This window comes from Paenibacillus sp. Z6-24 (assembly GCF_054161335.1).
The window spans coordinates 3,088,456-3,110,511 of record NZ_CP096398.1 but is presented as its reverse complement, the minus strand read 5'-3'; the positions used below and the strand labels follow the sequence as shown (position 1 = coordinate 3,110,511).

The 22,056-nt window shown below is 48.2% G+C and carries 16 protein-coding genes and 1 other annotated feature; of the genes, 12 read left to right on the top strand and 4 right to left on the bottom strand.

All coding sequences use genetic code 11. The annotated features are described in order from the left end of the window. Positions 1-41 precede the first annotated feature (41 nt). The 6 genes from M1D61_RS13400 to M1D61_RS13375 all read left to right on the top strand — a co-directional run bounded on the left by M1D61_RS13400 (position 42) and on the right by M1D61_RS13375 (position 6,213). Complete coding sequence (locus tag M1D61_RS13400; RefSeq protein ID WP_458119108.1) at positions 42-1,073, top strand: GNAT family N-acetyltransferase; 1,032 nt, start codon at positions 42-44, stop codon at positions 1,071-1,073. A 116-nt stretch (positions 1,074-1,189) separates the two neighbouring features. After that, positions 1,190-1,591 carry a PaaI family thioesterase gene (locus M1D61_RS13395; protein ID WP_458119107.1) on the top strand — a complete coding sequence of 134 codons (402 nt, stop codon included), beginning with the start codon at positions 1,190-1,192 and terminating at the stop codon, positions 1,589-1,591. Positions 1,592-1,681: 90 nt separating this feature from the next. After that, a complete protein-coding gene (locus M1D61_RS13390) occupies positions 1,682-2,461 on the top strand; it encodes an NUDIX domain-containing protein (RefSeq protein WP_458119105.1) in 780 nt (259 codons plus the stop codon). A gap of 48 nt (positions 2,462-2,509) precedes the next feature. Further along, the gene (locus tag M1D61_RS13385) at positions 2,510-3,049 is read left to right on the top strand and encodes a cysteine hydrolase family protein (protein ID WP_458119104.1); all 540 of its coding nucleotides are present in this window, start codon (positions 2,510-2,512) and stop codon (positions 3,047-3,049) included. Between the two features lie 84 nt (positions 3,050-3,133). After that, a complete protein-coding gene (locus M1D61_RS13380) occupies positions 3,134-4,588 on the top strand; it encodes a nicotinate phosphoribosyltransferase (RefSeq protein WP_458119102.1) in 1,455 nt (484 codons plus the stop codon). Between the two features lie 626 nt (positions 4,589-5,214). Beyond that, positions 5,215-6,213: an acrylyl-CoA reductase family protein gene (locus M1D61_RS13375; RefSeq protein ID WP_458119100.1), complete on the top strand. Its 999-nt coding sequence runs from the start codon at positions 5,215-5,217 to the stop codon at positions 6,211-6,213. Positions 6,214-6,451: 238 nt separating this feature from the next. On the opposite strand, the gene M1D61_RS13370 is transcribed toward M1D61_RS13375, so the two are convergent. Beyond that, positions 6,452-6,964 carry a MogA/MoaB family molybdenum cofactor biosynthesis protein gene (locus M1D61_RS13370; RefSeq protein WP_458119099.1) on the bottom strand — a complete coding sequence of 171 codons (513 nt, stop codon included), beginning with the start codon at positions 6,962-6,964 and terminating at the stop codon, positions 6,452-6,454. A gap of 467 nt (positions 6,965-7,431) precedes the next feature. Between M1D61_RS13370 and M1D61_RS13365 the strand changes: the two genes are divergently transcribed. From M1D61_RS13365 to M1D61_RS13345, 5 genes are all read left to right on the top strand, one after another. After that, complete coding sequence (locus tag M1D61_RS13365) at positions 7,432-8,475, top strand: CobW family GTP-binding protein (protein ID WP_458119098.1); 1,044 nt, start codon at positions 7,432-7,434, stop codon at positions 8,473-8,475. A gap of 131 nt (positions 8,476-8,606) precedes the next feature. After that, the gene (locus tag M1D61_RS13360; RefSeq protein ID WP_458119096.1) at positions 8,607-8,954 is read left to right on the top strand and encodes a four-helix bundle copper-binding protein; all 348 of its coding nucleotides are present in this window, start codon (positions 8,607-8,609) and stop codon (positions 8,952-8,954) included. A gap of 556 nt (positions 8,955-9,510) precedes the next feature. Beyond that, complete coding sequence (locus M1D61_RS13355) at positions 9,511-10,494, top strand: hypothetical protein (RefSeq protein ID WP_458119095.1); 984 nt, start codon at positions 9,511-9,513, stop codon at positions 10,492-10,494. 788 nt (positions 10,495-11,282) lie between these two features. Then, positions 11,283-11,560 (top strand) — a binding site (T-box leader). A gap of 64 nt (positions 11,561-11,624) precedes the next feature. Then, positions 11,625-13,406 carry an arginine--tRNA ligase gene (gene argS / locus M1D61_RS13350; protein ID WP_458119093.1) on the top strand — a complete coding sequence of 594 codons (1,782 nt, stop codon included), beginning with the start codon at positions 11,625-11,627 and terminating at the stop codon, positions 13,404-13,406. A gap of 125 nt (positions 13,407-13,531) precedes the next feature. Next, the gene (locus M1D61_RS13345; RefSeq protein WP_458119092.1) at positions 13,532-14,446 is read left to right on the top strand and encodes an S-layer homology domain-containing protein; all 915 of its coding nucleotides are present in this window, start codon (positions 13,532-13,534) and stop codon (positions 14,444-14,446) included. A gap of 323 nt (positions 14,447-14,769) precedes the next feature. Here the strand turns inward: M1D61_RS13345 and M1D61_RS13340 are convergent, their stop codons facing one another. Then, positions 14,770-15,969 (bottom strand): AI-2E family transporter, encoded by a 1,200-nt coding sequence (locus M1D61_RS13340; RefSeq protein WP_458119091.1) that lies wholly within the window; start codon positions 15,967-15,969, stop codon positions 14,770-14,772. Positions 15,970-16,319: 350 nt separating this feature from the next. Between M1D61_RS13340 and M1D61_RS13335 the strand changes: the two genes are divergently transcribed. Further along, entirely contained in the window at positions 16,320-17,591 is a 1,272-nt protein-coding gene (locus M1D61_RS13335; protein ID WP_458119089.1) for a methyl-accepting chemotaxis protein, read from the top strand. 151 nt (positions 17,592-17,742) lie between these two features. On the opposite strand, the gene M1D61_RS13330 is transcribed toward M1D61_RS13335, so the two are convergent. Beyond that, positions 17,743-19,851, bottom strand: coding sequence for an ABC transporter ATP-binding protein (locus M1D61_RS13330; RefSeq protein ID WP_458122507.1), 2,109 nt, complete (start codon positions 19,849-19,851; stop codon positions 17,743-17,745). A gap of 27 nt (positions 19,852-19,878) precedes the next feature. Further along, positions 19,879-21,633: an ABC transporter ATP-binding protein gene (locus M1D61_RS13325; protein WP_458119087.1), complete on the bottom strand. Its 1,755-nt coding sequence runs from the start codon at positions 21,631-21,633 to the stop codon at positions 19,879-19,881. Positions 21,634-22,056 lie beyond the last annotated feature (423 nt).

Here is a 22,056-nt window from a genome sequence, read left to right as displayed (position 1 = left end):
TAAGCGGTATATCTCATTATGGAGAAAGAAGTGACCTTATTATGGAATCATCCAACGACAGCAGCAGCGTATTGTCCATTCGTTTTCGGCAGGCCGATGAAGCTTTGCCGCTGGCTCTTCTTTTGATAAGTGATCCGGATCGTATGTCCGTAGAGCTCTATGCCGATCACTGCCGCTGGTGGCTGGCGGAGTATGAGAACCGTTCGGTGGGTATATGTGGAGTGCTCCAGCGAAGTCAGGAAGAGTGGGAGATTATGAATATGGCGGTACTATCCGAGTATACCGCTCAGGGAATCGGCAGTCAGCTGCTGACTGAAGTGCTGGACAGCCTGAGAGCCCTAGGTGCCAGTAAAGTAACTGTAGGCGTACGAAGTTCCAGTGTAGGCGCACTTGCCTTTTATCAGAAGCATGGATTCCGTCTGACCGCGGTGGAGTGTGATTATTTTACCGGGCCGGAGCTGGAGCTTCAGATGGAACATGGCATCCGTAGCCGGGACCGGGTATTATTGGAACGGGTATGGCTGGATAGTGTTCGCCGTCGCAAGCCGGTGGCACTATCTCATTTTCATGCGAGTGTATCGATTCGTATCGCCCAGATTCGTGATGCCGGTCCGCTGTTGCGAATGAAGAAGCGGCTGGATGAGCAGACCAGCTATATGCTGCTCGAACCGGGCGAACGCACGATGAACGAGGCGGAGCAGAGGGATATGATCCGCTATGCGCTGCGCAGTGCTAACTCCAATATTTTTCTGGCAGAGCAGGACGGGCAGATTATCGGCTACCTGGAAGTGATGGGAGGCAAAGTATCTCGCAATCGGCATAGTGCCTATATCGTGGTAGGGGTGCTGCAGGAATATGCGAACCGGGGAATTGGCCGGCGTCTGTTCCATACGATGCTGCAGTGGGCACAGGACCGTGAACTGCACCGGATTGAGCTGACCGTACAATCTGCCAATAACAGGGGTATCCATTTGTATCGTTCGCTGGGATTCCGGATCGAAGGGATTCAAAAAAATGCATTGTTGGTAGACAATAAGTATGTGGATTTGATTCAAATGGGATTGTTATTGTAACATGAAAGACATTTTTCTATAAGAAAGCTGCTGTAAGGCAGTGGAGTACATTTCTATCAGCTTCAATAAATGGGGCGTTGATAAAATCATAATGGAACCAACAGGAGGAACGCCCGATGACACAATGGGATGAAGTATTAAAAGCAAGTGAAAAGATGTACTGGGGGTTGCTCGGCTGCCGCCTGATCAAAAGTGAACTGGATCATATCACAATCGGATTGACTGCAACTTCACGTCACCTGAATCATATGCATATCGTGCATGGAGGCGTACTGATGTCGATGATGGACCAGGCGATGGGGATGATGTCCATGGCTCTGCAGAATGGGCAGCCATGTGTCACAACGAATATGAATACACATTTTGTACAGGCGATGACTAAAGGCGAACTGCTGGCGGAAGCACGTGTGATTCACCATGCGGGTCGGACAGTGACCCTGCAGGCAGAGGTCAAGGATGGTAACGGTGTAACCGGCGCGATCGCTACGGCTACATTTATTGCGACACGGCAAAAGTAAACGGGAAGGCGCCAAATAAACATTGACCTGCTTTCTACAATGAGTCATAATGATATTATCAAAAAGATAAAATGAACAGTGGTGATGAAAATGACCGATAACAGTAAGCAGCATATGTACGATGTCAAAAAGTACCGTACACCGGATGGAGCGCCTGCCGATATTGTTATGTTTACACTGACAAAAAAAGAACGGAAAACATTTACCAAGACGCTTCCACTGCGTGAACTGAAGGTCATGCTGATCCGGCGCCGCTCCTGGCCCTTTGCCGGTAAGTGGGCGCTGCCGGGCGGATTTTCCAGGGACAATGAATCTCTGTTCGAAGCTGCTCAACGTGAACTGAAGGAAGAGACCGGGGTCGACGCGGATGCACGCCACCTGGAGTACCTGGGAGTCTACAGCAAGCCGGGACGTGATCCGCGAGGCTGGATTATCTCGCATGCTTTTTTTGCACTCGTGGAAGAGGAAATACTGGAAAAGCGCCAGGCGGCCGACGATGCGGAAGAAGTAGGACTGTTTACGATCGAAGAAGCACTGGAGCAGCTGGAACTGGGCTTTGACCATCGTGATATTATCCATGATGCATATCACCGGATCCAGGAGCAGATGCTGAGTACAGTAATTGCCAAGAAGTTTCTGCCGCCGGAGTTTACGCTTAGTGAGCTGTATCAGGTGATCAAGGCGGTAGTACCGGATTTTGAAGAACCCAATTTTATTCGCAAGATTACATCCACGCGCAGCCGCAAGGGCATTATCGAAGAAGTGCGCGACGAGCAGGGCAATCCGCTCAGCTCCAACCAGTATTCCCAGCGTCCAGCTCAGCTGTATCGGTTTACCGGTCTGATGCCGCGCCTGTCCATTTATTCCTGATTGCCTGTCGGTCATGAAGCCGATTGAATCCAAAAGGAGGCCAATCTGATGAAAGCTCTTATTGTTATTGATTACACGAATGATTTTGTGGATGGCAAGCTGCCTGTAGGACAGCCGGGCATTGATATCGAGCCGCGGATTGTGGCGCTGACCGAGCAGTTTGTACAGGAGGGTGAGTGGGTCGTCATGGCAGTCGATCTGCATGATGAGCATGATCAGTATCATCCCGAATCGTCACTGTTCCCGCCGCACAATATCCGCGGTACTGTAGGACGCGAGCTGTATGGTCGTCTTAAGCAGGTCTATGAGCATCATCAGCAGCAGATCTATTGGATGGACAAAACGCGCTACAGCGCATTTGCAGGGACGGATCTGGAGATGCAGCTGCGGCAGCGGAATATTACCGAGCTTCATCTGATCGGGGTGTGTACGGATATCTGTGTGCTGCATACGGCTGTGGACGCGTACAACAGGGGATTCCATATCACTGTACATGAGGATGCGGTTGCAAGCTTCAATGCGGTCGGCCACGATTGGGCACTTGGACATTTTAAAGGTACACTCGGAGCAAATGTGGTTAAAAGTTAATCATGCCGATTACTGCCTGGTATGTGCAAGTATTCACATACCGGGTCAGGCGGCAGGTATAACAAAAACGAGGTGAATGAACTGATGAAACAGCTGGGACTTGCTTTACATACGGACAAATATCAGATCAATATGATGTATGCACACTGGGTCAATGGTACTCATTCGAAAAAGGCAGTCTTCGAAGCGTATTTCCGCAAGCTGCCCTTCGGAAATGGATATGCCGTATTTGCCGGTCTGGAGAGGATCGTTAACTATATCAATAACCTGACATTCCATGAGGATGAGATTGCTTTCCTCGCGGAACAGGAAGAACAATACGATGCCCGTTTCCTGGAGGAGCTGCGCCAATTCCGTTTCCGCGGAACGATCTCGGCGATGAAGGAAGGGGCGGTTGTATTTGCGGATGAGCCGCTGATCCGGGTGGAAGGAAGCATTCTGGAAGCACAGCTCGTCGAGACTGCCCTGCTGAACTTTATGAACTACCAGACACTGATCGCCACCAAGGCTTCACGGATCAAGCAAGTAGCCGGAGATGATCTGTTGCTGGAATTCGGTACACGGCGTGCACAGGAAGCGGACGCGGCTATCTGGGGCGCGAGAGCGGCATATATTGCCGGCTTCCATGGCACATCCAACGTACTGGCAGGTGCCAAGTTTGGTATTCCGGCCAAAGGAACCCATGCACACTCCTGGGTACAGAGCTTTGGCAATGAGCAGGAAGCGTTTGACCGTTATGCGGCCGCATTGCCGGATGGTGTAACGCTGCTCGTGGATACATTTGATACATTGGGCAGTGGAGTACCGCATGCAATCAAGACCGCCAAGGAACTGGAAGCACGCGGCAAAAAAATGAGCGCAATCCGTCTGGACAGCGGTGACTTGTCCTATCTTTCCATTCAGGCTCGCAAAATGCTGGATAATGCCGGATTGCCTTATGTGAAAATCGTTGCGTCCAATGATCTGGATGAAAATACGATCCTTGATCTCAAAGCGCAGGGAGCACGGATTGATACATGGGGCGTAGGCACCCAGCTGATTACAGCATCGGATCAACCGTCTCTCGGCGGTGTATACAAGCTGGTCGAATGCGAAATCGACGGCACCATGCAGCCGGTTATCAAAATTTCGGCCAATCCCGAAAAGGTAACGACACCGGGCATCAAGGACGTATACCGGATCATCAGCACCGGCAGCGGCAAAGCGATAGCCGATTATATCTGCTTCCCGGATGAAGAAGAACCACGTGAAGGCAAACGCCTGAAGCTGTTTAACCCTCTGCATCCGTATATCCGTAAATACGTATCAGACTATCAGGCTGTAGCCATGCTCGAACCCATCTTCGTTGAAGGCAAGCAGGTCTATGAACTGCCTTCCCTCGACGAGATCAGAGCATATCACCGTTCCCAGCTGGAACAGTTCTGGCCGGAATATCTGCGCAAGCTGAATCCGGAAATCTACCGTGTCAATATCAGCCCTAAAGCGTGGGAAATGAAACAAAAGCTGATCGCCGACCATCTTCCACCGGAAGAAGCCTGATCCTTTTATAAAGACTTTCTATCTTTAAAGAAGGAAGTTGGTAAGAAGGATTGCAGAACATCAATAGGCATGAAGGATAAAGGCAATACAGAATATCAATGCGTTATGCGATGAGGAATATTCTGTGAAGTAACGAAAACCTGTCCAGACACCAGGAGCAAAGTGAAAAGAAGCTGCATGATCGCAATAAACCGCCTGTTCCTCGAAAGAGGAGCAGGCTTTTCTGGTTAAAGTAATAAAAGTGTACACCTGCGTACCAAGTAAACGAATAATGGTAAACAGCAGACAATGAATCACGAATCACAAATCGTGGACTGTAGCCTATGATCTATGCACTGCAAAGATTAAGCTAATCATGCTGCACCACGCAAGGAACGCAAGAAAGGAAATGAAGGCAATGAACGACATTTGAGCCTGGAGATCCTCATTTCCTCCCCCATATTCAGGATCTCCAGGCTTAACCGGAGTGAATGCCTTTATTCCTTTCCGGAGTGGTTGATGCAACCAATACCAGGCTGGATGAGCAGCACTAAGTCACACCAAAGTATGAGAAAAATTACAGGCATACCCGACCAAATACGCTACACTGCGGGTTGAGCTTAAGACAACAGAGAGGGTGGAACCGAATGGAACAGACATTTCGTGCGTATGTATTGGAAAAACAAGGAGAAGAGGTTACCGGTTCGGTACAGCAGTTGACAGCCGACCAGCTTCCCGAAGGAAACGTAACTGTCAAAGTATTCTATTCCGACGTTAACTATAAAGATGGACTCGCCAGCCGGGCAGACGGCAAAGTGGTAAGCGAGTACCCATTCGTGCCCGGGATTGATCTGGCCGGTGAAGTGGTGGAATCCACGGACAGTCATTTTCAGCCTGGAGATCAGGTGCTGTGCACCGGCTATAAGCTCGGAGTGAGTCACTACGGCGGATACAGTGAATATGCGAGAATACCTGCCGAATGGCTGGTCAAACTGCCGGCTGGTCTGAGTGCAGAGGAAGCGATGATGATCGGCACAGCGGGCTTTACAGCGGCGCTGTCTATCGATGCACTCGTGCAGGGGGGTGTACAGCCAGGAGATGGACCGGTTCTTGTCACCGGTGCAACAGGAGGCGTCGGTACGATGGCCGTATCGATGCTGAGCAAGCTCGGTTATGAAGTGTATGCTTCTAGCGGCAAGCCTGAGCAGAGTGACTGGCTACGCCAGCTGGGAGCCAGCGAGGTAGTGGACAGACAGGATGCGGAGCATCCCGTCAAAGGGGCACTGGGCAAAACAATGTGGGCGGGCATCATCGATCCTACAGGGGGTGCTGCACTCGGTGAGCGGCTCAAGACGGTCAAGTACCGGGGTGTCGTCGCCGTATCCGGCAATACAGCCGGAGTGAAGTTTGAAAGCAGTGTGTTTCCGTTTATCCTGCGCGGGGTACAGTTGATCGGTATTGATTCGGTATTCTGTCCAGTAGATATCCGTCAGCGAGTATGGAATCATCTGGCCGGAGACTGGAAGCCGGAGACAGCATTGCAGCAGGGAATTACCGTGTATGAAATGGAAGACATTCCTAAGGCACTGGAAACCGTACTGGCCGGTAAAGCAGTAGGCCGTCAGCTGATCCGCATTCAGGCTTAATTCGGTGGCTGAAGGTTTAAAGGGAATATTGTCATACAGAAACTGATTGTGCTGAAAAGCAAATTCCAGAAACCGACCGGAATTTATCGTTATATGCTTCGTTTTCAATAAATACTGTCCAAATCAAAAACAGATAGCTGTCTCTGCAGCCGCATGTATCGGGGAGATGAATGACTTCATCTCTTGAATACCTTTGTGGTTGCATGCACGCTATCTGTTTGGTTTGTATAAGCTTTTTTTATTTTTTGTAAATTTCACGCATCACATGTCTCAGCTCGGGTATGATGATGCGTTCCATGGCGAGCTTGACAGCACCACGTGAGCCGGGCATGGAAAAGACAGCCGTACGGCCGATCGTGCCGGCAATCGCCCGGCTTAGAATGGCTGCTGAACCGATATCCTCGGCAAAGCTCAAATAGCGGAAAATCTCGCCGAATCCAGGCAGCTCCTTGGTCAGCAGACTCTGCACAGCTTCATACGTAACATCACGCGGAGCAATGCCGGTACCGCCGGTTAGCAGGATCGCTTCGACGTCTTCACGTTCGGCATGGTGATGAAGCAATTCGCGAATCTCCTGGTAGTCGTCCTTTACAATCCGGTAATCGACGACCTGATAACCATGTTCGGTCAGCAGCGATTGAAGCAGCTGACCGCCGGTATCGGTCTCGGGAGTGCGTGTATCGGATACGGTAATCACCATACATTTCACAGTATCAGGGGCTTCTGCCCGGTGTTCATCTACAGATCGCATAAGTGGATCAGCTCCTTTATTTGGCGTAGAGAATATTCGTAATTTTATTAAAAAATCAAAGCCTGCCAGAGAATATAGACTCTCACATATATCAAACAGCCAAGTTCTATCTTATCATAGACAATCAGCCCTCCGCATATACAGGCAGCTGGAAAGGCATATATTACGTCCAAAGAGAATCGTTGGCACACTGGATATCCATCCGCAGTACAAATCATAGCTGATCCCATTGACAGCAAGGAGTATTCAACAGCAGCTGATTTGCTTTATAATATTTATCAGCTGTTTATTTGATAGATCCGGACTAAAATCCTCAGAGTAATAGCATTCCAGTCGGTTTTATCCGGAATGTATATGTTATAGATTTAGAATGGGAATGAACCAAAGTCCTGTTTTTTCCATAAACCAAACAGCCAGTACGTACGGATTACAAATAAAGCGCTTATACTAATCAATGGAGGTTGACAATGACGACACCTGTATATATTTTATCTGGGTTTCTCGGGAGCGGTAAGACGACATTGCTGCAGCAGATGCTGCAAAACTGGAAAGATGAAGGCAAGACGCCTGCTGTTATTATGAACGAGATTGGAGATGTGAATCTGGATGGAATGATGCTGGATGAAGATGTAGCGATGGCCGAGCTGCTGAGCGGTTGTATTTGCTGCTCCAACCGGGTCGATCTGGGGCTGGAGCTGTACAATCTGATGCAAAATGAGCAGCCGGACATGATCGTTATTGAAGCATCCGGTGTAGCCAATCCAATCGAGATTCTGGACGCAGTGACCGAGATTTCACTGTATAATCCACTGGAGCTGCGTAATCTGATCACAGTGGTCGATACGGCTCATCTGTGGCAGCTGTATGAAGAGCAGCAGGGCAAGACGTACCGGCTGATGCAGGAGCAGATTCGTTCGGCATCCCTGCTGGTTCTGAACAAAAGCGATCTGGTCAGTCCGGAGCAACTGGAACGTGTACAGACGATTGTGCGCGGCTGGAATGCCTTTGCGCCAATTCATATTACGGTACGCTGTGAATTGGATCGTGCACATTATGAGCAGACAGGAGCTTCACTCACCAGTGAACAGGGTTCTGCGAAACAAGCGGGTGAACATGATGCTCAGAACTGCCCGGTATGCAGCGCTTCAAAAGGATCAGAATCATCCTCGCACGAGAGCGAAGATGCAGAGCAGAGTCACCGGCATATGCATCATTCCCATGAGCATGTAATGGTCTATACTCACTATTTTCAGCAGCCGATCAACAGCGAAGAATTTGAGCAGGTGATCGCCAGACTGCCTGCGGAGATCTACCGTGCCAAAGGAATCCTTAGCTTTAGTGATACCTCCAGCCGTTTTCTATTTCAATACGCCTACCGACAGATGGATTTCATGAAGACCATACCGCAAAAGCCGGTACCTGATGTCGCTGTATTTATCGGCGAGCATTTCGACAAACGGCATATACAGGAACAGCTGATGGCGCTGGAACATCAGGCTGCGGAATCCTGAAGGTAGATCAGTTTCAATTTTGCCTTTCCCGGGGTAATAGTTCAATAACCAAGGCTGAGGCCGGAATACGGCACAGAAATAACCTGCAGCGCGCAAGGTTACTGAATTGAACTATACGGGAGGTTATTATTATGTCTACACCGCAACAATACCATTCTTATATTGAGGCTTGTGTCGAAGCAATGAATGCCTGCAATATCTCTTATGTATCCAACCTCAAGGAATATGATTTGGAGAAGCTGTGCGACTGCATCCGCATTAACCGGGATTGTGCAGAGATCTGTTCCTTTACTGCACAGGCACTGAGTCAGGGCAGTACCTTCGCTGCCGAAATCGCTGAAGTGTGCGCCAAGGCCTGCGAAGCCTGCATCGAGGAATGCCAGAAACATCCTCATACCCATTGCCAGGAATGCGTACAGGCATGCCGCCGCTGTGCCCAGGCTTGCAGAGAACTGATGGAAATGAAAGTTCCTGTATAACGAGACCCAAGCCGGCTGTCTACATAGGAATGTGCGTTTCTTGAGGGACAGCACATGAGCGTGGCAGTACATTGTATGTGTACACAATGTATGCAAAGCGCATCTGTCAGGAACGATAATAAGCCATGTATACAGAATATATCTTGGGCTAAGGCGACAGACATTACGTTGGTGATCCCAAATGAGCCATTTAACATCAAATTCAATAATGAGCACCATCCTCAAGACACGGCAAATCGTTTGCTGTGTCTTATTTTGTTCTGGAAAATCATAGCTGTAATCAGTTAAACAATGGATTAGCTTGTAGTATCAGCAACAAGGGTGTATTGTAAATAAATGGGTGCTCTTGTTTCTACACCTTGTATCATTAAAAACTGGGTCTGCTCATGAAGTAGTGATGATTCACATGGCAATCCTTGAAAAAGGAGTTGAAGAATTTATCGCTGACAATGAGGGTCAAAGCTTCGATTGTTCACTGTACATAGTATGATGCTTTATTAGACTGATTTTACAAAGCATGGAGAAAATAACTCGAAAATATTGGAGGTTTAAGCTAATGATGTTCATTTCTGAAAAAAAGAAAAGATGGATGGGCTTGGTACTGGTAGTAGGTATGACCATGGCATCAGTCAGTACGGTTTCAGTCACGTTTCCCAGTAGGGCTCTGGCACAACATAACCACGCAGGCATGCTCGAAACCTATTACAATCCTTCACATACCCTTGCTCAAAATGTAAATGAAACTTTGGAAATAAGCAGTGATTCGACTTCGTCCAATATGGTAAGTGTTCGTGTAACCGACCAACCTTTTTACATCGATAACACAGGACTTCGAATCGATCCGTACAACCGGACAACGCCCTATTATCAGATCAGTCGCGAATGGAAACTCAAAAATGAAACATGTATACAAAAAGAGCTGCTCATTGAAGGGAAAAAAGTAGTCATTGCTTTTGCTGATGCTGTCAGCTCTTATCAAAACGATCCTGTTATTGAGAAAATGGTTCGTAAACAAATTGAATATGAACTCGGTTCGCAGGCTCAATGGAAAAATCAGGATCATAAAGCTTTTATCAATGAACTAATAAATAAAGGCATGATCGTTATAGAGTCCGTAAAGAAACCGCAGGAGTTTACCTATACCTCCTGGGTAAGAGGAAAAGGTGAAATGCTCGGGAGAAAGCCGATTACCGAATATGATAAAAAGGAAAAGATACAATCTATTTTCAATCAAAAAGTGTATTTGAATAACAGCTCCAATGGTGGACAGGAAAAGCAGTTAGGCAGCAGTTTTAAAATGAGCGAAGGACAAATATTGGCAATAGATATCAATCAGACTTCCGACAAGATGCCAACAGTAAATTGGAGTATAAAAGATGTGACGACAGGTAAAATTATTGATCGATTTGTAAATGCAGAAAGTGGATACCGCTATATCTATACGCCTTCGGCTGAATCATCCAATCATGTATTCAAAGTTACGATGAGTGGCGAAATCAGCGACTGGGCTGAAGCAGAAATATTTACCTATGCACGGTAATATCAAAAAAATCTTATTGTACATCCAAACTGCAATCTTTATCCTTGATGGTTATGTGCTTTTTTTATTATTGGGGGATTGCCACATTACCTGGCTTCGCGAGACGTATTATCTTCCTTTAATGGTAGTCAATATTGTCTTGTTTTTAATCATAATTCAAAAAGCAGAATCAAAAAAACGGTTCAGATTAATGCTATTCACTATCATCAGCGTGCTGCTGCTTCTTCAATGTGCAGCAACTGCACTTTTCCATCCCTATCAATTCATATACTTATATTCTCCCTCGCATATAAATGGTCTTATTATAGAAAGTCGGAAGGATCTTTTGGAGGCTAGAATATCAAATTATAAAGTTTTTAAGCAAGAATATGGATTTTTGATGATGCGATTGTCGAACCATATGATTACGATTACTGTTCCGGAGGATACTATTGCAACGGATGAGGAAATATTTAATTATATGGAGCCTGAATGGTTGGATGAGAATCGAGTCAAAATCCATACTATGAATGGACCGTATACTTTTCGGCTAAATTGAATACTTAATGCAAATCATTAATGCCTGTGCAGTACAAATGAGCATATCTGTTTAACAATTCCGTTTAACAATTTACTATTGCATCATTAGCTTCAGATCAGTCAGCGGTCATTTTACAAAAATAAGAGTGCCGGTCTAGTCGCTTTCAACACCGATATTCAAAAAAAGGTTGCCTGGTCGCAGGTTGCTCGATATAATACTGCTAACTTGCAGATTAGCATACCAAACAGAACATTATCCAAAATTACATAAGAAGTCTATGAGCAGGAGAGTACGCAAAGTGACTATTCTTTTAGCGAGCCGGGAGGGTGAGAGCCGGCAGAATGTCTTTGCGGAAGCGCACCTGTGAGATGATTCGCCCAAAGCAGCAGTGCTTGATATTGTACCTGCTGTGCATAAGCGTATCCGGCCTGACACCGTTATCGTATTCAAGTGACAATTTGCCATCTTTTAAAAAATGATCCACAGATCGGCGATTGTACCAAGAGTGGTACCGCGGGAACTGTAATCGATGCTCTCGTCTCTTAAGCTTTGGCTTAAGAGACGGGAGTTTTTTGATATGTACACCAATTATCCAGGGGAGTGGAAAAGAATGAGTACAGTCAGTCTATTTGTAAATGAAGCGATAGCCATGCTGCAAAAGGTAACCGAAATGGAAGTGGAAGAACTGACCAAGCTGCTGGAGACTCCTCCATCGGTAGAGATGGGCGATCTGGCCTTCCCGTGCTTTGTACTGGCCAAGTCATGGCGACGTGCGCCCCAGCAGATTGCTGCCGAGCTGTGCAGCCGCATCCGCGAGCAGCCGGCCTATGCCCATATTCATGTCACTGCCGCAGGAGCCTACGTCAATATGCATTGGGATCGGACGATATCCAGTACCGCGCTGCTGGAGCGGATTGCGGATCAGCAGCATTACCAGCTCCAGGTGGGCGGAGGACAGCGTATCATTATTGACATGTCTTCTCCGAATATCGCCAAGCCGTTTGGCGTAGGTCATCTGCGTTCTACAGTAATCGGTGCGGCGCTGTACCGGATGTATCGTGCCGCCGGATACGAGGCGCTGCGGGTCAATCATATCGGAGACTGGGGTACCCAGTTCGGCAAACAGATCACGGCGCATCTGCGCTGGAGCGATCCGGTACAAATGGAGCAGAATCCGATCGGTGAAGCGCTGCGGGTCTATATTAAGTTTCATGATGAAGCTGCAGAGCATCCTGAGCTGGAGGATGAAGCGCGTGACTGGTTCCGCAAGCTGGAGAGCGGAGATCCGCAGGCGCTGGAGCTGTGGCGGTACTTTGTGGATGTGAGCATGGCTTCACTTGACCGGATGTATGAGCGGCTTGGTGTGGAGTTTGATGCGGTATTGGGCGAGAGCTTTTATAATGATAAAATGCCTGCTGTAGTGGATCGTCTGCGTGAGCTGGATCTGCTCGAAGAAAGTGATGGCGCGCTGGTGGTTCGTCTGGATGAACAGGATATGCCTCCCTGTCTGATTATCAAATCCGACGGTACAACCATCTACCCGACCCGTGATCTGGCGACAGCCATTTATCGCAAAGAAATGATGCATGGTGACCGACTCGTCTACGTAGTCGGCGGAGAGCAGGCGCTGCATTTCCGTCAGGTATTCGCTGTGCTGCGTAAAATGGGTTACAACTGGGCGGAAGACTGCATCCATGTTCCTTTTGGATTAATGAAAGTAAACGGTAAAAAAATGTCCACCCGCAAAGGGAAAGTTGTTTTTCTGGAAGAGGTGTTGGATGAGGCGGTACAGCAGGCAGCACGCATTATCGAAGAGAAAAATCCGAGTCTTCCAGACAAGCAAGAAGTCGCCCGCCAGGTCGGCGTAGGCGCGATCATTTTCAATGATCTGAAGAACAACCGTCAAAATGGGATTGATTTCTCGCTGGAAGAAGCGGTCAGCTTTGAGGGAGAGACCGGGCCTTATGTACAGTATGCGTACGCACGGATTCAGAGTATTCTGCGGCGCGTAGAACAGAACAATGAATCTGCAGAACAGCCGACTGGCGAAGAGGTGGCACAACAGTCAGCCAGTGAAGCAGTGGAGCCATCGGATTCCAGCGCAGCCGTGGAAGAGCCATCGGGCTGGACGGACACGGCCTGGGAGCTGCTCTGTCATCTGGCAGGGTATGACAGCGAACTGGAACGGGCAGTGCGTCTGCACGAACCGTCAATTATGGCGAGGTATGCGCTTCAGACAGCCCGATTGTTCAACCAGTTCTACAGCCATAATCGTATTCTGGATTGCCCTCCTGCCTGGCGTGAGCAGCGCCTGCAGCTGAGCCGTCAGACCGGTGAATACCTGGCACGATTGATGGAACTGCTCGGCATGCAAGCGCCGCAGCAAATGTGAGACTTCCAGCGATACGCAACCATTTGGCGTTTCCTTGCGTCTGTGATAGTGAAGGTTCGACGGAAAACGCGCGTTTCCGATATGAATACAACTAACCTGATTATCTATAAGGTGGAGGGAATATAATGTGGAATTCGAAAAATAAAGCAGCAGCGCTGCTGGTATTATCCTGTGCACTTGCAGGCAGCGGAGTTGCGGTAGCCGCCGCCTTCTCTGATGTGCAAGGTTCCAATAACCAGTCGATCGTCAATTCTTTACAGGAAAAAGGAATTATTAATGGTGTGACAGCTACCCAGTTCAAACCGAATCAGCAGCTGACCCAGCCGCAGGCAATACAGATGCTCGTCAATGCCTTTGATATGAAAGGGCCGGAGACAACAGCCGGTAAAGCATGGTACACCCAGGCTGTAGCAGCTGCCCGTGCCAATGATCTGTCCGTTCCGGCCAGCATCAAAGCTTCCGAGTCGGTGACCCGTGAGCAGTTCGCGATCTGGCTGCACCAGGCCATCAATACGACCGGACAATATCCGACAACCAAAATGTTTGTAATATTTGAGGATCAGGACAGCATCAGCAAAGAAGCATCCAATGCGATTCAGGATCTGGTCAATATGAATGTAATCCCACGCAGCTCGGTAGGTCAGGCCTTCAAACCCCAAGCGGATATTACGCGTATGGATGCTGCAGTATGGGTACACAGCGCAGTGGAGATGGTCGAGCGTCACAACCAGCCGCAGTCCGGCGACGATACAACCACTCCACCAGCACAACCAGCGGAAGGTGAGCAAATGGGCTATAACCCTGAAATGGGCGTTACCAGTACTGCAGACGGCAAGCAGAAGGTGACCCTTCACGTAGAACTGCCGAATCCCGGTTACAATCTGAAGATTGATAACGTCAAGCTGACAGACGATAAGCGAGCGATTATCAGCTATTCTCTGCAGCAGCCGGAACCGGGCATGATGTATCCGCAGGTTATTACCGCAGGTACGGCAACGACAATTATCCCGGCAGGTTATACTCCTGAACTGGCGAAATAAAACAATTGCACGTGTGCGGCAGGCACTAACTTAATCTTATGGAGTTGTATTTTGCTAGCGCCAGGAATCGGAAGTTGGGATTCAAGCCAAAATACAAACATCAGCATAACAAGCTGTATGCGAGCATGACGATTTTAAAGCAAAAAAACCTTGAGGAGCCTGATCGCTCTTCAAGGTTTTTTTGCTTACGGGCAGACTTTGGGAGGGATAATTCATATTCGCATAGGAACGACAGTGATATGGATTTTAGCATATGACTGCTGTTCATATGCATATCAGAATGTAAAGGTAGTCACATGGTTATCCTTTATGAAGTCTGCCAGTTATTGTTTCTTTATATCCACTTCAACCGGCTGTTCGGTAACTTTATCCGTCTCATAGAGATTGGAGCTGACTTTGAGCCAGTCGAACAGATGGGTGATCAGAACTTTCAATACGGCATATCCCGGTACGGCCAGCAGGATACCAATAACGCCGAATAGATTACCGGAAGTCAGAATGACGAAAATGATTGTAATTGGATGAACTTTAAGCGATTTGCCCATGATCTGCGGAGAGATCAGTTTGCCTTCAATCAGCTGTACGATGGTCCAGACAGCGACCATTTTGAGCAGCATAATTGGTGACGTCACCAGCGCCACAATCAGTGCCGGCGTAATCGCAATTGCCGGTCCAAGATAAGGCACAATGCTCGTAAAGGAAGCAACAACGGCCAGAATCAGGGCGTAATCCAGCCCGATAATGTTATAGCCGATATACAGCAGAATACCGATACAGAAGCTGACGATGATCTGTCCACGAATATAGGAACTGATCTGATGATTCATTTCCGACATTACTTTGGAGGTCTGATCACGCAGACGGACCGGGATGAATTTTAAAATGTAATTCGGCAGATTCTGTCCGTCCTTGAGCAGATAGAACAGGATGAACGGTACCGTTACAATCGAGACCAATACTTCTGTCAGTGTACCGAGAAATCCGCCAATACCTGAGAATGTATGGATAAATCCGGTAACTCCGCTGCCGGCGACGGCTGCCCAGCGCTCAGACAGTGACTGGGCCAGTTCCGATGGATTAATATTGGTGGACTGCTGCAGCTGCTGGAACACATCGCCGCCCAGCCAGTATTGAATCTGGTATACAGTCTTGTCATACAGCATAGGAATACTGATAATCAATTCCTGAATCTGCTTTTGAATAACAGGAATTACAAGGCTAACAATCAACACTATAATGCCGATAATAAAAATGTAGAGCATAATAATGGAATAAATGCGTTTTACTTTGTACTTTTCCAGCAAATTTACAACAGGATTCAGTAAATAAAACAAAATGCCGCTAAGGATAATCGGCAGGATCACCGTTTTGACCAGCACGATAATCGGCGTAAACACATACGGGATTTTGGATAATACAAAAATATTCAGTGAGATAAGCAGTAGTACAAATAAAAAGATAACAAAGCGATTGTTCAGAAAAAACAGCTTGAATCGCTCGCTCCAGACTCTGGTGCGTTCCATGTACAATTTCATCCCCTTTAACTTGATTCCTGTATAGATCATCTGGATCGGTATAATACTTAGCATAGCTTCCATGAAGGAAGAGAGCAAGCAGACCTCTAAAAAGATGCCAGATTAGGGTATATACGTAGAAAAGAAGCAGGAGATTCAGGAAGAAAATGGGCCTTTGGGTCTAAATGAGTGTGCTGGTCTATGACTTATATCACAACAGTTTGTTTATTTTTTTGCTAAAATTTAAATTAATAAGTATTGAATCAATATGGTAATAAATATTACAAGCTTATATTCCTGTCGATTCAGCATTTATTCCACTCTATTACTACTCAAATTCTGAAGCTATGAGGTGCATCATGAAATTATCCTTGGGATCCAAACTGGTCGCAAGCTTTATTGCAGTGTCTATTATTACTTATGGTACAAGCGCTTTCTTTATTTTTTATCTCAAGTCTTTTTTGGCGGCAACAATGAGTGACTGGCTGTATGTATCGATCATTTTGCTGCTCGGCATTACATGGAGCGGTATTCTTGGTTATGTCATCTCACGGCTGCTGACCCGGCCGATTGTGAATCTGTCGCACGCTGCAGAACGTGTATCGGCAGGTGATCTGACGGTGGATATTCCGGAACGTCGTGAAGAAGATGAGATCAAGGTATTAAACGATGCTTTTCGCGTAATGGTAATGAATATCAAGGACATTATTAACGATATTGCTCATAGTACCAACACCACTTCGCAAAATGCCGAGTACCTGACCGGATCGATCAGCGAAGCGACCCAGCAGATTGAGTCGTTGTCGACGATTGCCGATGAGATTTACAAAGGTGTGCAGCAGCAGCGCAAATCTACCGAGACTTCGATGCAGACTGCAGAGCAGATGCTTGGTTCTTTTCAGGAAATGCGTGACAAGTCCACTCATATGATGAATCTGTCGGGTACGATGGAACGTTCTGTACATTCTACCCAGCATATTTTTGCATCACTGAAGGAAGGGATGAATACATTATCCCAATCCCAGGCTCAGGCTGAAAATACGATCCGTCTGCTGGATAACCAGGCGTCCGATATTGGGGCAGTTACAGGCACGGTTAAGGGATTGGCGGAACAGACCCATCTGCTCGCGCTGAATGCTTCCATCGAAGCGGCACATGCCGGGGAAAATGGATCCGGGTTCGCAGTTGTAGCTACCGAGATTCGCAAGCTCGCCGAGCAAAGTAATGACTCGGCCCAGCGTATCCATTCCCTGATTGGAGCGGTTCAGACCCAGATCCATGATACCGTTCAATTGATCCACAGTCAGAATGAGCTCGTTCGCCGGGAGTCTGCCCATACGATGGAGGTAGAGGAGACGCTGCAGCAGTTTGCAGGGATTGTCGATGAATTCATGTCGGCGGTACAACTCATGGAAGGTTCTATCTCCGAACAGACCGACAGGGTTGAATTGACTTATCAGAACGTGAATACTATCCGTGAAATGGCGGATCGTTTCTATGAAGGAGCCAAGCAGATCTCTACAGCTACTCATGAAGAGACGGCGATTATGCAGGAGATTTCTTCATCCTCCGAGGAACTCAGCACAATGACAAATCGTCTGCTGCAAAAAACCAAGGCATTTACCGCTTAAACAATAAGAGCAAAGAAGAAAAGCAGCTATACCAAAAGACCTGGCATCCCGGAGGGAGGTCAGGTCTTTTGGGTTGATCAGACTGCATGAGACATACATTGCATAAACACAATACACTGCTGCCCATAGTTCATATTATTTTTGCGCTTTGTCACACTGTACGTCCCGCCAATCCGGCAGGTACAGGAGCTTCGTCTTCTTCCGGTTCCGTCATGTTGCCCGGAATGACATTGGAATGGATGCCTGTCTGCATCCGGTACATCTGACGATAACGTCCATCAATCTCCATCAGTTCATCATGGGTACCACGCTCTACGATTTCCCCTTGGTGCAGTACCAGAATCAGATCGGCGCTGCGGATTGTCGAAAGGCGGTGGGCGACGATAAAGGTTGTACGGCCTTTTTTGAGTACTTCCAGCGCGGTCTGAATCAGCGCTTCGGTCTCGGTATCAATATTCGCGGTTGCTTCATCCAGAATGAGTATTGCCGGATCATAAGCGAGAGCACGGGCAAAGGAAATGAGCTGGCGCTGTCCGGCAGACAGGGTGCTGCCTTTTTCCACTACTGGCTCGTCAAAGCCTTTGGGCAGATCGGACAGAATCTTGTCGGCACCTACTTCACGCAGCGCTCGTTCGACTCGTTCACGGCTGATCTTCTCATTATCCAGACTTACGTTCGAAGCAATCGTCCCGGTGAACAGATATGGATCCTGCAGAACAATACCCATATGCTGACGAATCCACTGCTTAGGCAGTTCCTGAACATTTTGCCCATCGATCGTAATCGTTCCCTGCTGCGGATCATAGAACCGGAACAACAGGTTGATAATCGAGCTTTTGCCGGAGCCGGTATGACCGACCAGCGCTACGGTCTGGCCCTGTTTGGCTTCGAAATTAATATTTTTTAAGACAGGGTCAACCTTGTAGGCAAAAGTGACATTTTGGAATTGTACATTTCCCTGATAGCGCGGCATGGAGCCATCGGTGACCTGTTCGCCTTCTTCATCCATCAGTTCAAATACACGTCCGGCAGATACCATCGACAGATCCAGTGCTGCCAGCTGATTGACCATACCGGTCATTGGCTGGAACAGGCGTCCCAGTACATCGACAAAGGCATACAGTACGCCGAGCGAGATGGCACTGTCCAGGCTTCCCAGCGCTGCAGAACCAAAGTACCACAGTACCAGGGCAAAGGTCAGGTTGCGCAGCACATTGACCAGATTGTGCGAAGTCAGTGAGTTTAGGCGCAGCATTTTATTTTGATAAGACAGATAATCATTATTCAGCTGTTCGAACTCTTCCTGAGTCTGCTTTTGTTTACGGAAAATACGGATAATCGACATGCCCTGGATCGATTCGTTAATGATCGCATTGATCTCACTCAGCCGGGAACGAATAACCGTATTGTACTTGGTTGCTACCCGGCGGTACAGATAGATCCATCCGATCAGCAGAGGCACCAGGAACAGACAGATCATGCCCAGCCGGAAGTCCAGAATGAACAGCGCTACATACACGCCGAGCATATAGACCGCACCGGAGCTGAAGTTGGACAGTACGGCTACAAACAGATCCTTGACCGCTTCGGTATCGTTGGTGACGCGGGAGACGACCTTACCCGCAGGCAGATTATCGAAAAAGGGAACCGGCAGGCGCTGAATATGGGCATACAGATCCAGACGCAGCTCCTGAATAACCTTGTTGGCCGATGATTGCAGCCAGTACGTCTTTCCGAATTCGGTAATAATCGTGATCAGCAAGAAGATAAAGTAGAGACCGATCAATTTGTAAATGCTGGGCAGCTCCGGCTTGTAAAAGCCGAACAGCTCTGTAGCGGACAGCGGTACAGCCGGATAGAGAGCTTCCTGACCCTGCGCATTGCGTACCGTCATAGTACCGTTCGCATAGCTCTTCTCACTGGCCGTGTTGTCCATCGGACCTTCGATAAAGTAAAAGGTAGGCCCGCTCTGTACGACATGAGCTTCCGCGCCGCGCTGCTCACCAGCTGCCCAGAAGCCTTCGCGTTTGTAGAATTTGCCGTTGTATTCGGCACTGTGTTCACCGGCAGTCGTCTCATAGAACGGCTGCTCAATCGCGAACATATGGTTATCGATAATATTTTTGGCAATAAAGGGACCGGCCAGTTCTGCGCCGACACCGATGATCAGCATGATCAAGGCGACGACAAAGGTCTTTTTGGCCCGCAGTGCATACCGGTACAGCCGTTTGGTAATCGTCTTGTTATCCAGCCTCGTCATGGGCTGTTCGTAATCCTGTGTCTCCAATTAAGACACCTCCCCATCAAGGGAATTCGCCACCTGCTGCCGCTCATACTGCTCACGGTACCAGCCGCCGGCCTTGAGCAGTTCGGTATGGGTTCCCTCTTCAATGATTTTGCCCCGATCGAGGACGACAATATGATCTGCATGCTCAATGGCAGACAGGCGATGCGTTGCGATCAGAGTCGTTTTGCCCGCACGCTTGGTGCGGATATTTTCGATAATACGGGCTTCGGTTCTTGCATCGACAGCAGAGAGTGCATCATCCAAAATTAGAATCTCCGGTTCGGCGATAAAGGCACGAGCCAGCGATACCCGCTGTTTTTGACCACCGGACAGGGCGACACCACGCTCACCGACAATTGTCTCCAGGCCATCGGGGAAGGTGTGCAGATCCGTGTCAAAGGCTGCAGTATGAATCGCATTCATAATTTCATCGTCATTAGCATCCGCTTTACCGAAGCGAATATTATTGCGTACGCTGCGGGAGAACAGAATCTGCTCCTGCGGTACATAACCCAGCCAGCTGTGCAGCTGATCCTTGGCGATATTCTGAATCGGTACGCCGCTGATGGTCAGTTCTCCGCTGCCTGCCGGATACTCGTGCAGCAGCTGCTTGAGCAGCGTGGATTTACCGCTGCCGGTACGTCCGACGATGCCGAGCGTCTCGCCTGCACGAATCTTCAGCGAGACATGCTGGAGATTATCGACAGTGGAAGTGGGATAGCGGAACGTAATATCGTTAAATTCAATCGATTCCGGATAAGTGACCGCTACCGGAGAAGCGATGTCCTCGACATCCGGTTTGACAGCCAGTGTCTCATTGACCCGGTCGAGCGAGGCATTACCGCGCTGCATAATATTGATCAGCTCACCGATGGCGAACATCGGCCAGATCATCATCCCCAGATAAATGTTAAAGGAAACCAGATCACCCAGTGTCAGTTCATTATGGAATACCAGATAGATCCCGAAGCCAAGACCGATAATATAGCTCAGTCCGACAAACAGACGAATCGTTGGTTCGAACAGTCCATCGACCATGGCAACAGCGAGATTTTTACGGTAAACGTCATTGGCAATATGCTCAAACCGCTTCTCGTCCTGGCGCTCCTGGACATAAGCACGGATAACACGCACTCCGGCGATCGATTCCAGTACCTGGTCATTCATATCGCCAAAGGCATCCTGGGCCAGCGTATAGCGGGCATGAACCACTTTACCATAAATGGCCATCGCAATAGCGATAAACGGCAGCGGCAGGATCGCCGCCAGTGTTAATTTCCAGCTGATCAGGAAACCCATTGCGAGCAGTACCGTGAGCAGATAGACCGTAGAGTCAGTCAGCGTCAGCATACCGAATCCAACCGTCATGGCGACGGAACGAAGATCATTGGTCGCACGGGCCATCAGGTCACCGGTACGGCTTCGTTCAAAAAATGGCGGTGTCATGCGAAGCAGATGTGCCATAAACCGGGTACGCAGCAGCCGTTCGACCAGATTGGAGCCGCCGAACAGACTGTGCATCCATACATAGGTTACCCCGTAGATGACGATCAGCGTCAGTACAATCGCTGTTGAGTAATAAATGAGCGACTGATAGGTAACCGAGCCGCTGGAGATCAGATCAATCGCGTCTCCAAGCAGCTTGGGAGGGATGAGTTCCAGTACACCGACACCAGCCAGCATTAGAATGCCGACAATATAGCGTTTACGCTCCCGGTGGAAGAACCAGCCCAGATTTTTCAAAACAGCAAACATGCCATCACTACCTTTCCGATGCATATGTACTATGCATAATAGGGTCAAGCGAATAAAGAATGAAGCGGATCAAGCGAAGTGCCTAGCTCATGCTGTCTGCAAGGGTGAAGCAGCCATAAAAAAGAGACACGTATGTGCAAATGCACATAACATGTCTCTTTGTAGATGTCATATGACGCACGGTTGCGGGCAACCGATGCAGTAATAGTAACTGTTATGGATACTTCTCAAGTGTAATTTGGATAAACCAATTACCTTGAAGGGTGTCCACCTGCCGGGTTGCTCCATTTTTTTAGTTGTGTAGTCAGATCGCTAGCATAGGCCTGGTTATGTACAATCGTCATTTTATGCATGGAGTTCACCCTTTCTTCATAATGTAGTAGCAGATGGTAATAACTTCTAATTATCACTCGCCTGTGTCTG

Bases quoted from the DNA above. Each gene is read 5' to 3' on its own strand.
- M1D61_RS13400 (WP_458119108.1), top strand. From the start codon at position 42: ATGGAATCATCCAACGACAGCAGCAGCGTATTGTCCATTCGTTTTCGG.
- M1D61_RS13395 (WP_458119107.1), top strand. From the start codon at position 1,190: ATGACACAATGGGATGAAGTATTAAAAGCAAGTGAAAAGATGTACTGG.
- M1D61_RS13390 (WP_458119105.1), top strand. From the start codon at position 1,682: ATGACCGATAACAGTAAGCAGCATATGTACGATGTCAAAAAGTACCGT.
- M1D61_RS13385 (WP_458119104.1), top strand. From the start codon at position 2,510: ATGAAAGCTCTTATTGTTATTGATTACACGAATGATTTTGTGGATGGC.
- M1D61_RS13380 (WP_458119102.1), top strand. From the start codon at position 3,134: ATGAAACAGCTGGGACTTGCTTTACATACGGACAAATATCAGATCAAT.
- M1D61_RS13375 (WP_458119100.1), top strand. From the start codon at position 5,215: ATGGAACAGACATTTCGTGCGTATGTATTGGAAAAACAAGGAGAAGAG.
- M1D61_RS13370 (WP_458119099.1), bottom strand. From the start codon at position 6,964: ATGCGATCTGTAGATGAACACCGGGCAGAAGCCCCTGATACTGTGAAA.
- M1D61_RS13365 (WP_458119098.1), top strand. From the start codon at position 7,432: ATGACGACACCTGTATATATTTTATCTGGGTTTCTCGGGAGCGGTAAG.
- M1D61_RS13360 (WP_458119096.1), top strand. From the start codon at position 8,607: ATGTCTACACCGCAACAATACCATTCTTATATTGAGGCTTGTGTCGAA.
- M1D61_RS13355 (WP_458119095.1), top strand. From the start codon at position 9,511: ATGATGTTCATTTCTGAAAAAAAGAAAAGATGGATGGGCTTGGTACTG.
- argS (WP_458119093.1), top strand. From the start codon at position 11,625: ATGAGTACAGTCAGTCTATTTGTAAATGAAGCGATAGCCATGCTGCAA.
- M1D61_RS13345 (WP_458119092.1), top strand. From the start codon at position 13,532: ATGTGGAATTCGAAAAATAAAGCAGCAGCGCTGCTGGTATTATCCTGT.
- M1D61_RS13340 (WP_458119091.1), bottom strand. From the start codon at position 15,969: ATGGAACGCACCAGAGTCTGGAGCGAGCGATTCAAGCTGTTTTTTCTG.
- M1D61_RS13335 (WP_458119089.1), top strand. From the start codon at position 16,320: ATGAAATTATCCTTGGGATCCAAACTGGTCGCAAGCTTTATTGCAGTG.
- M1D61_RS13330 (WP_458122507.1), bottom strand. From the start codon at position 19,851: ATGACGAGGCTGGATAACAAGACGATTACCAAACGGCTGTACCGGTAT.
- M1D61_RS13325 (WP_458119087.1), bottom strand. From the start codon at position 21,633: ATGTTTGCTGTTTTGAAAAATCTGGGCTGGTTCTTCCACCGGGAGCGT.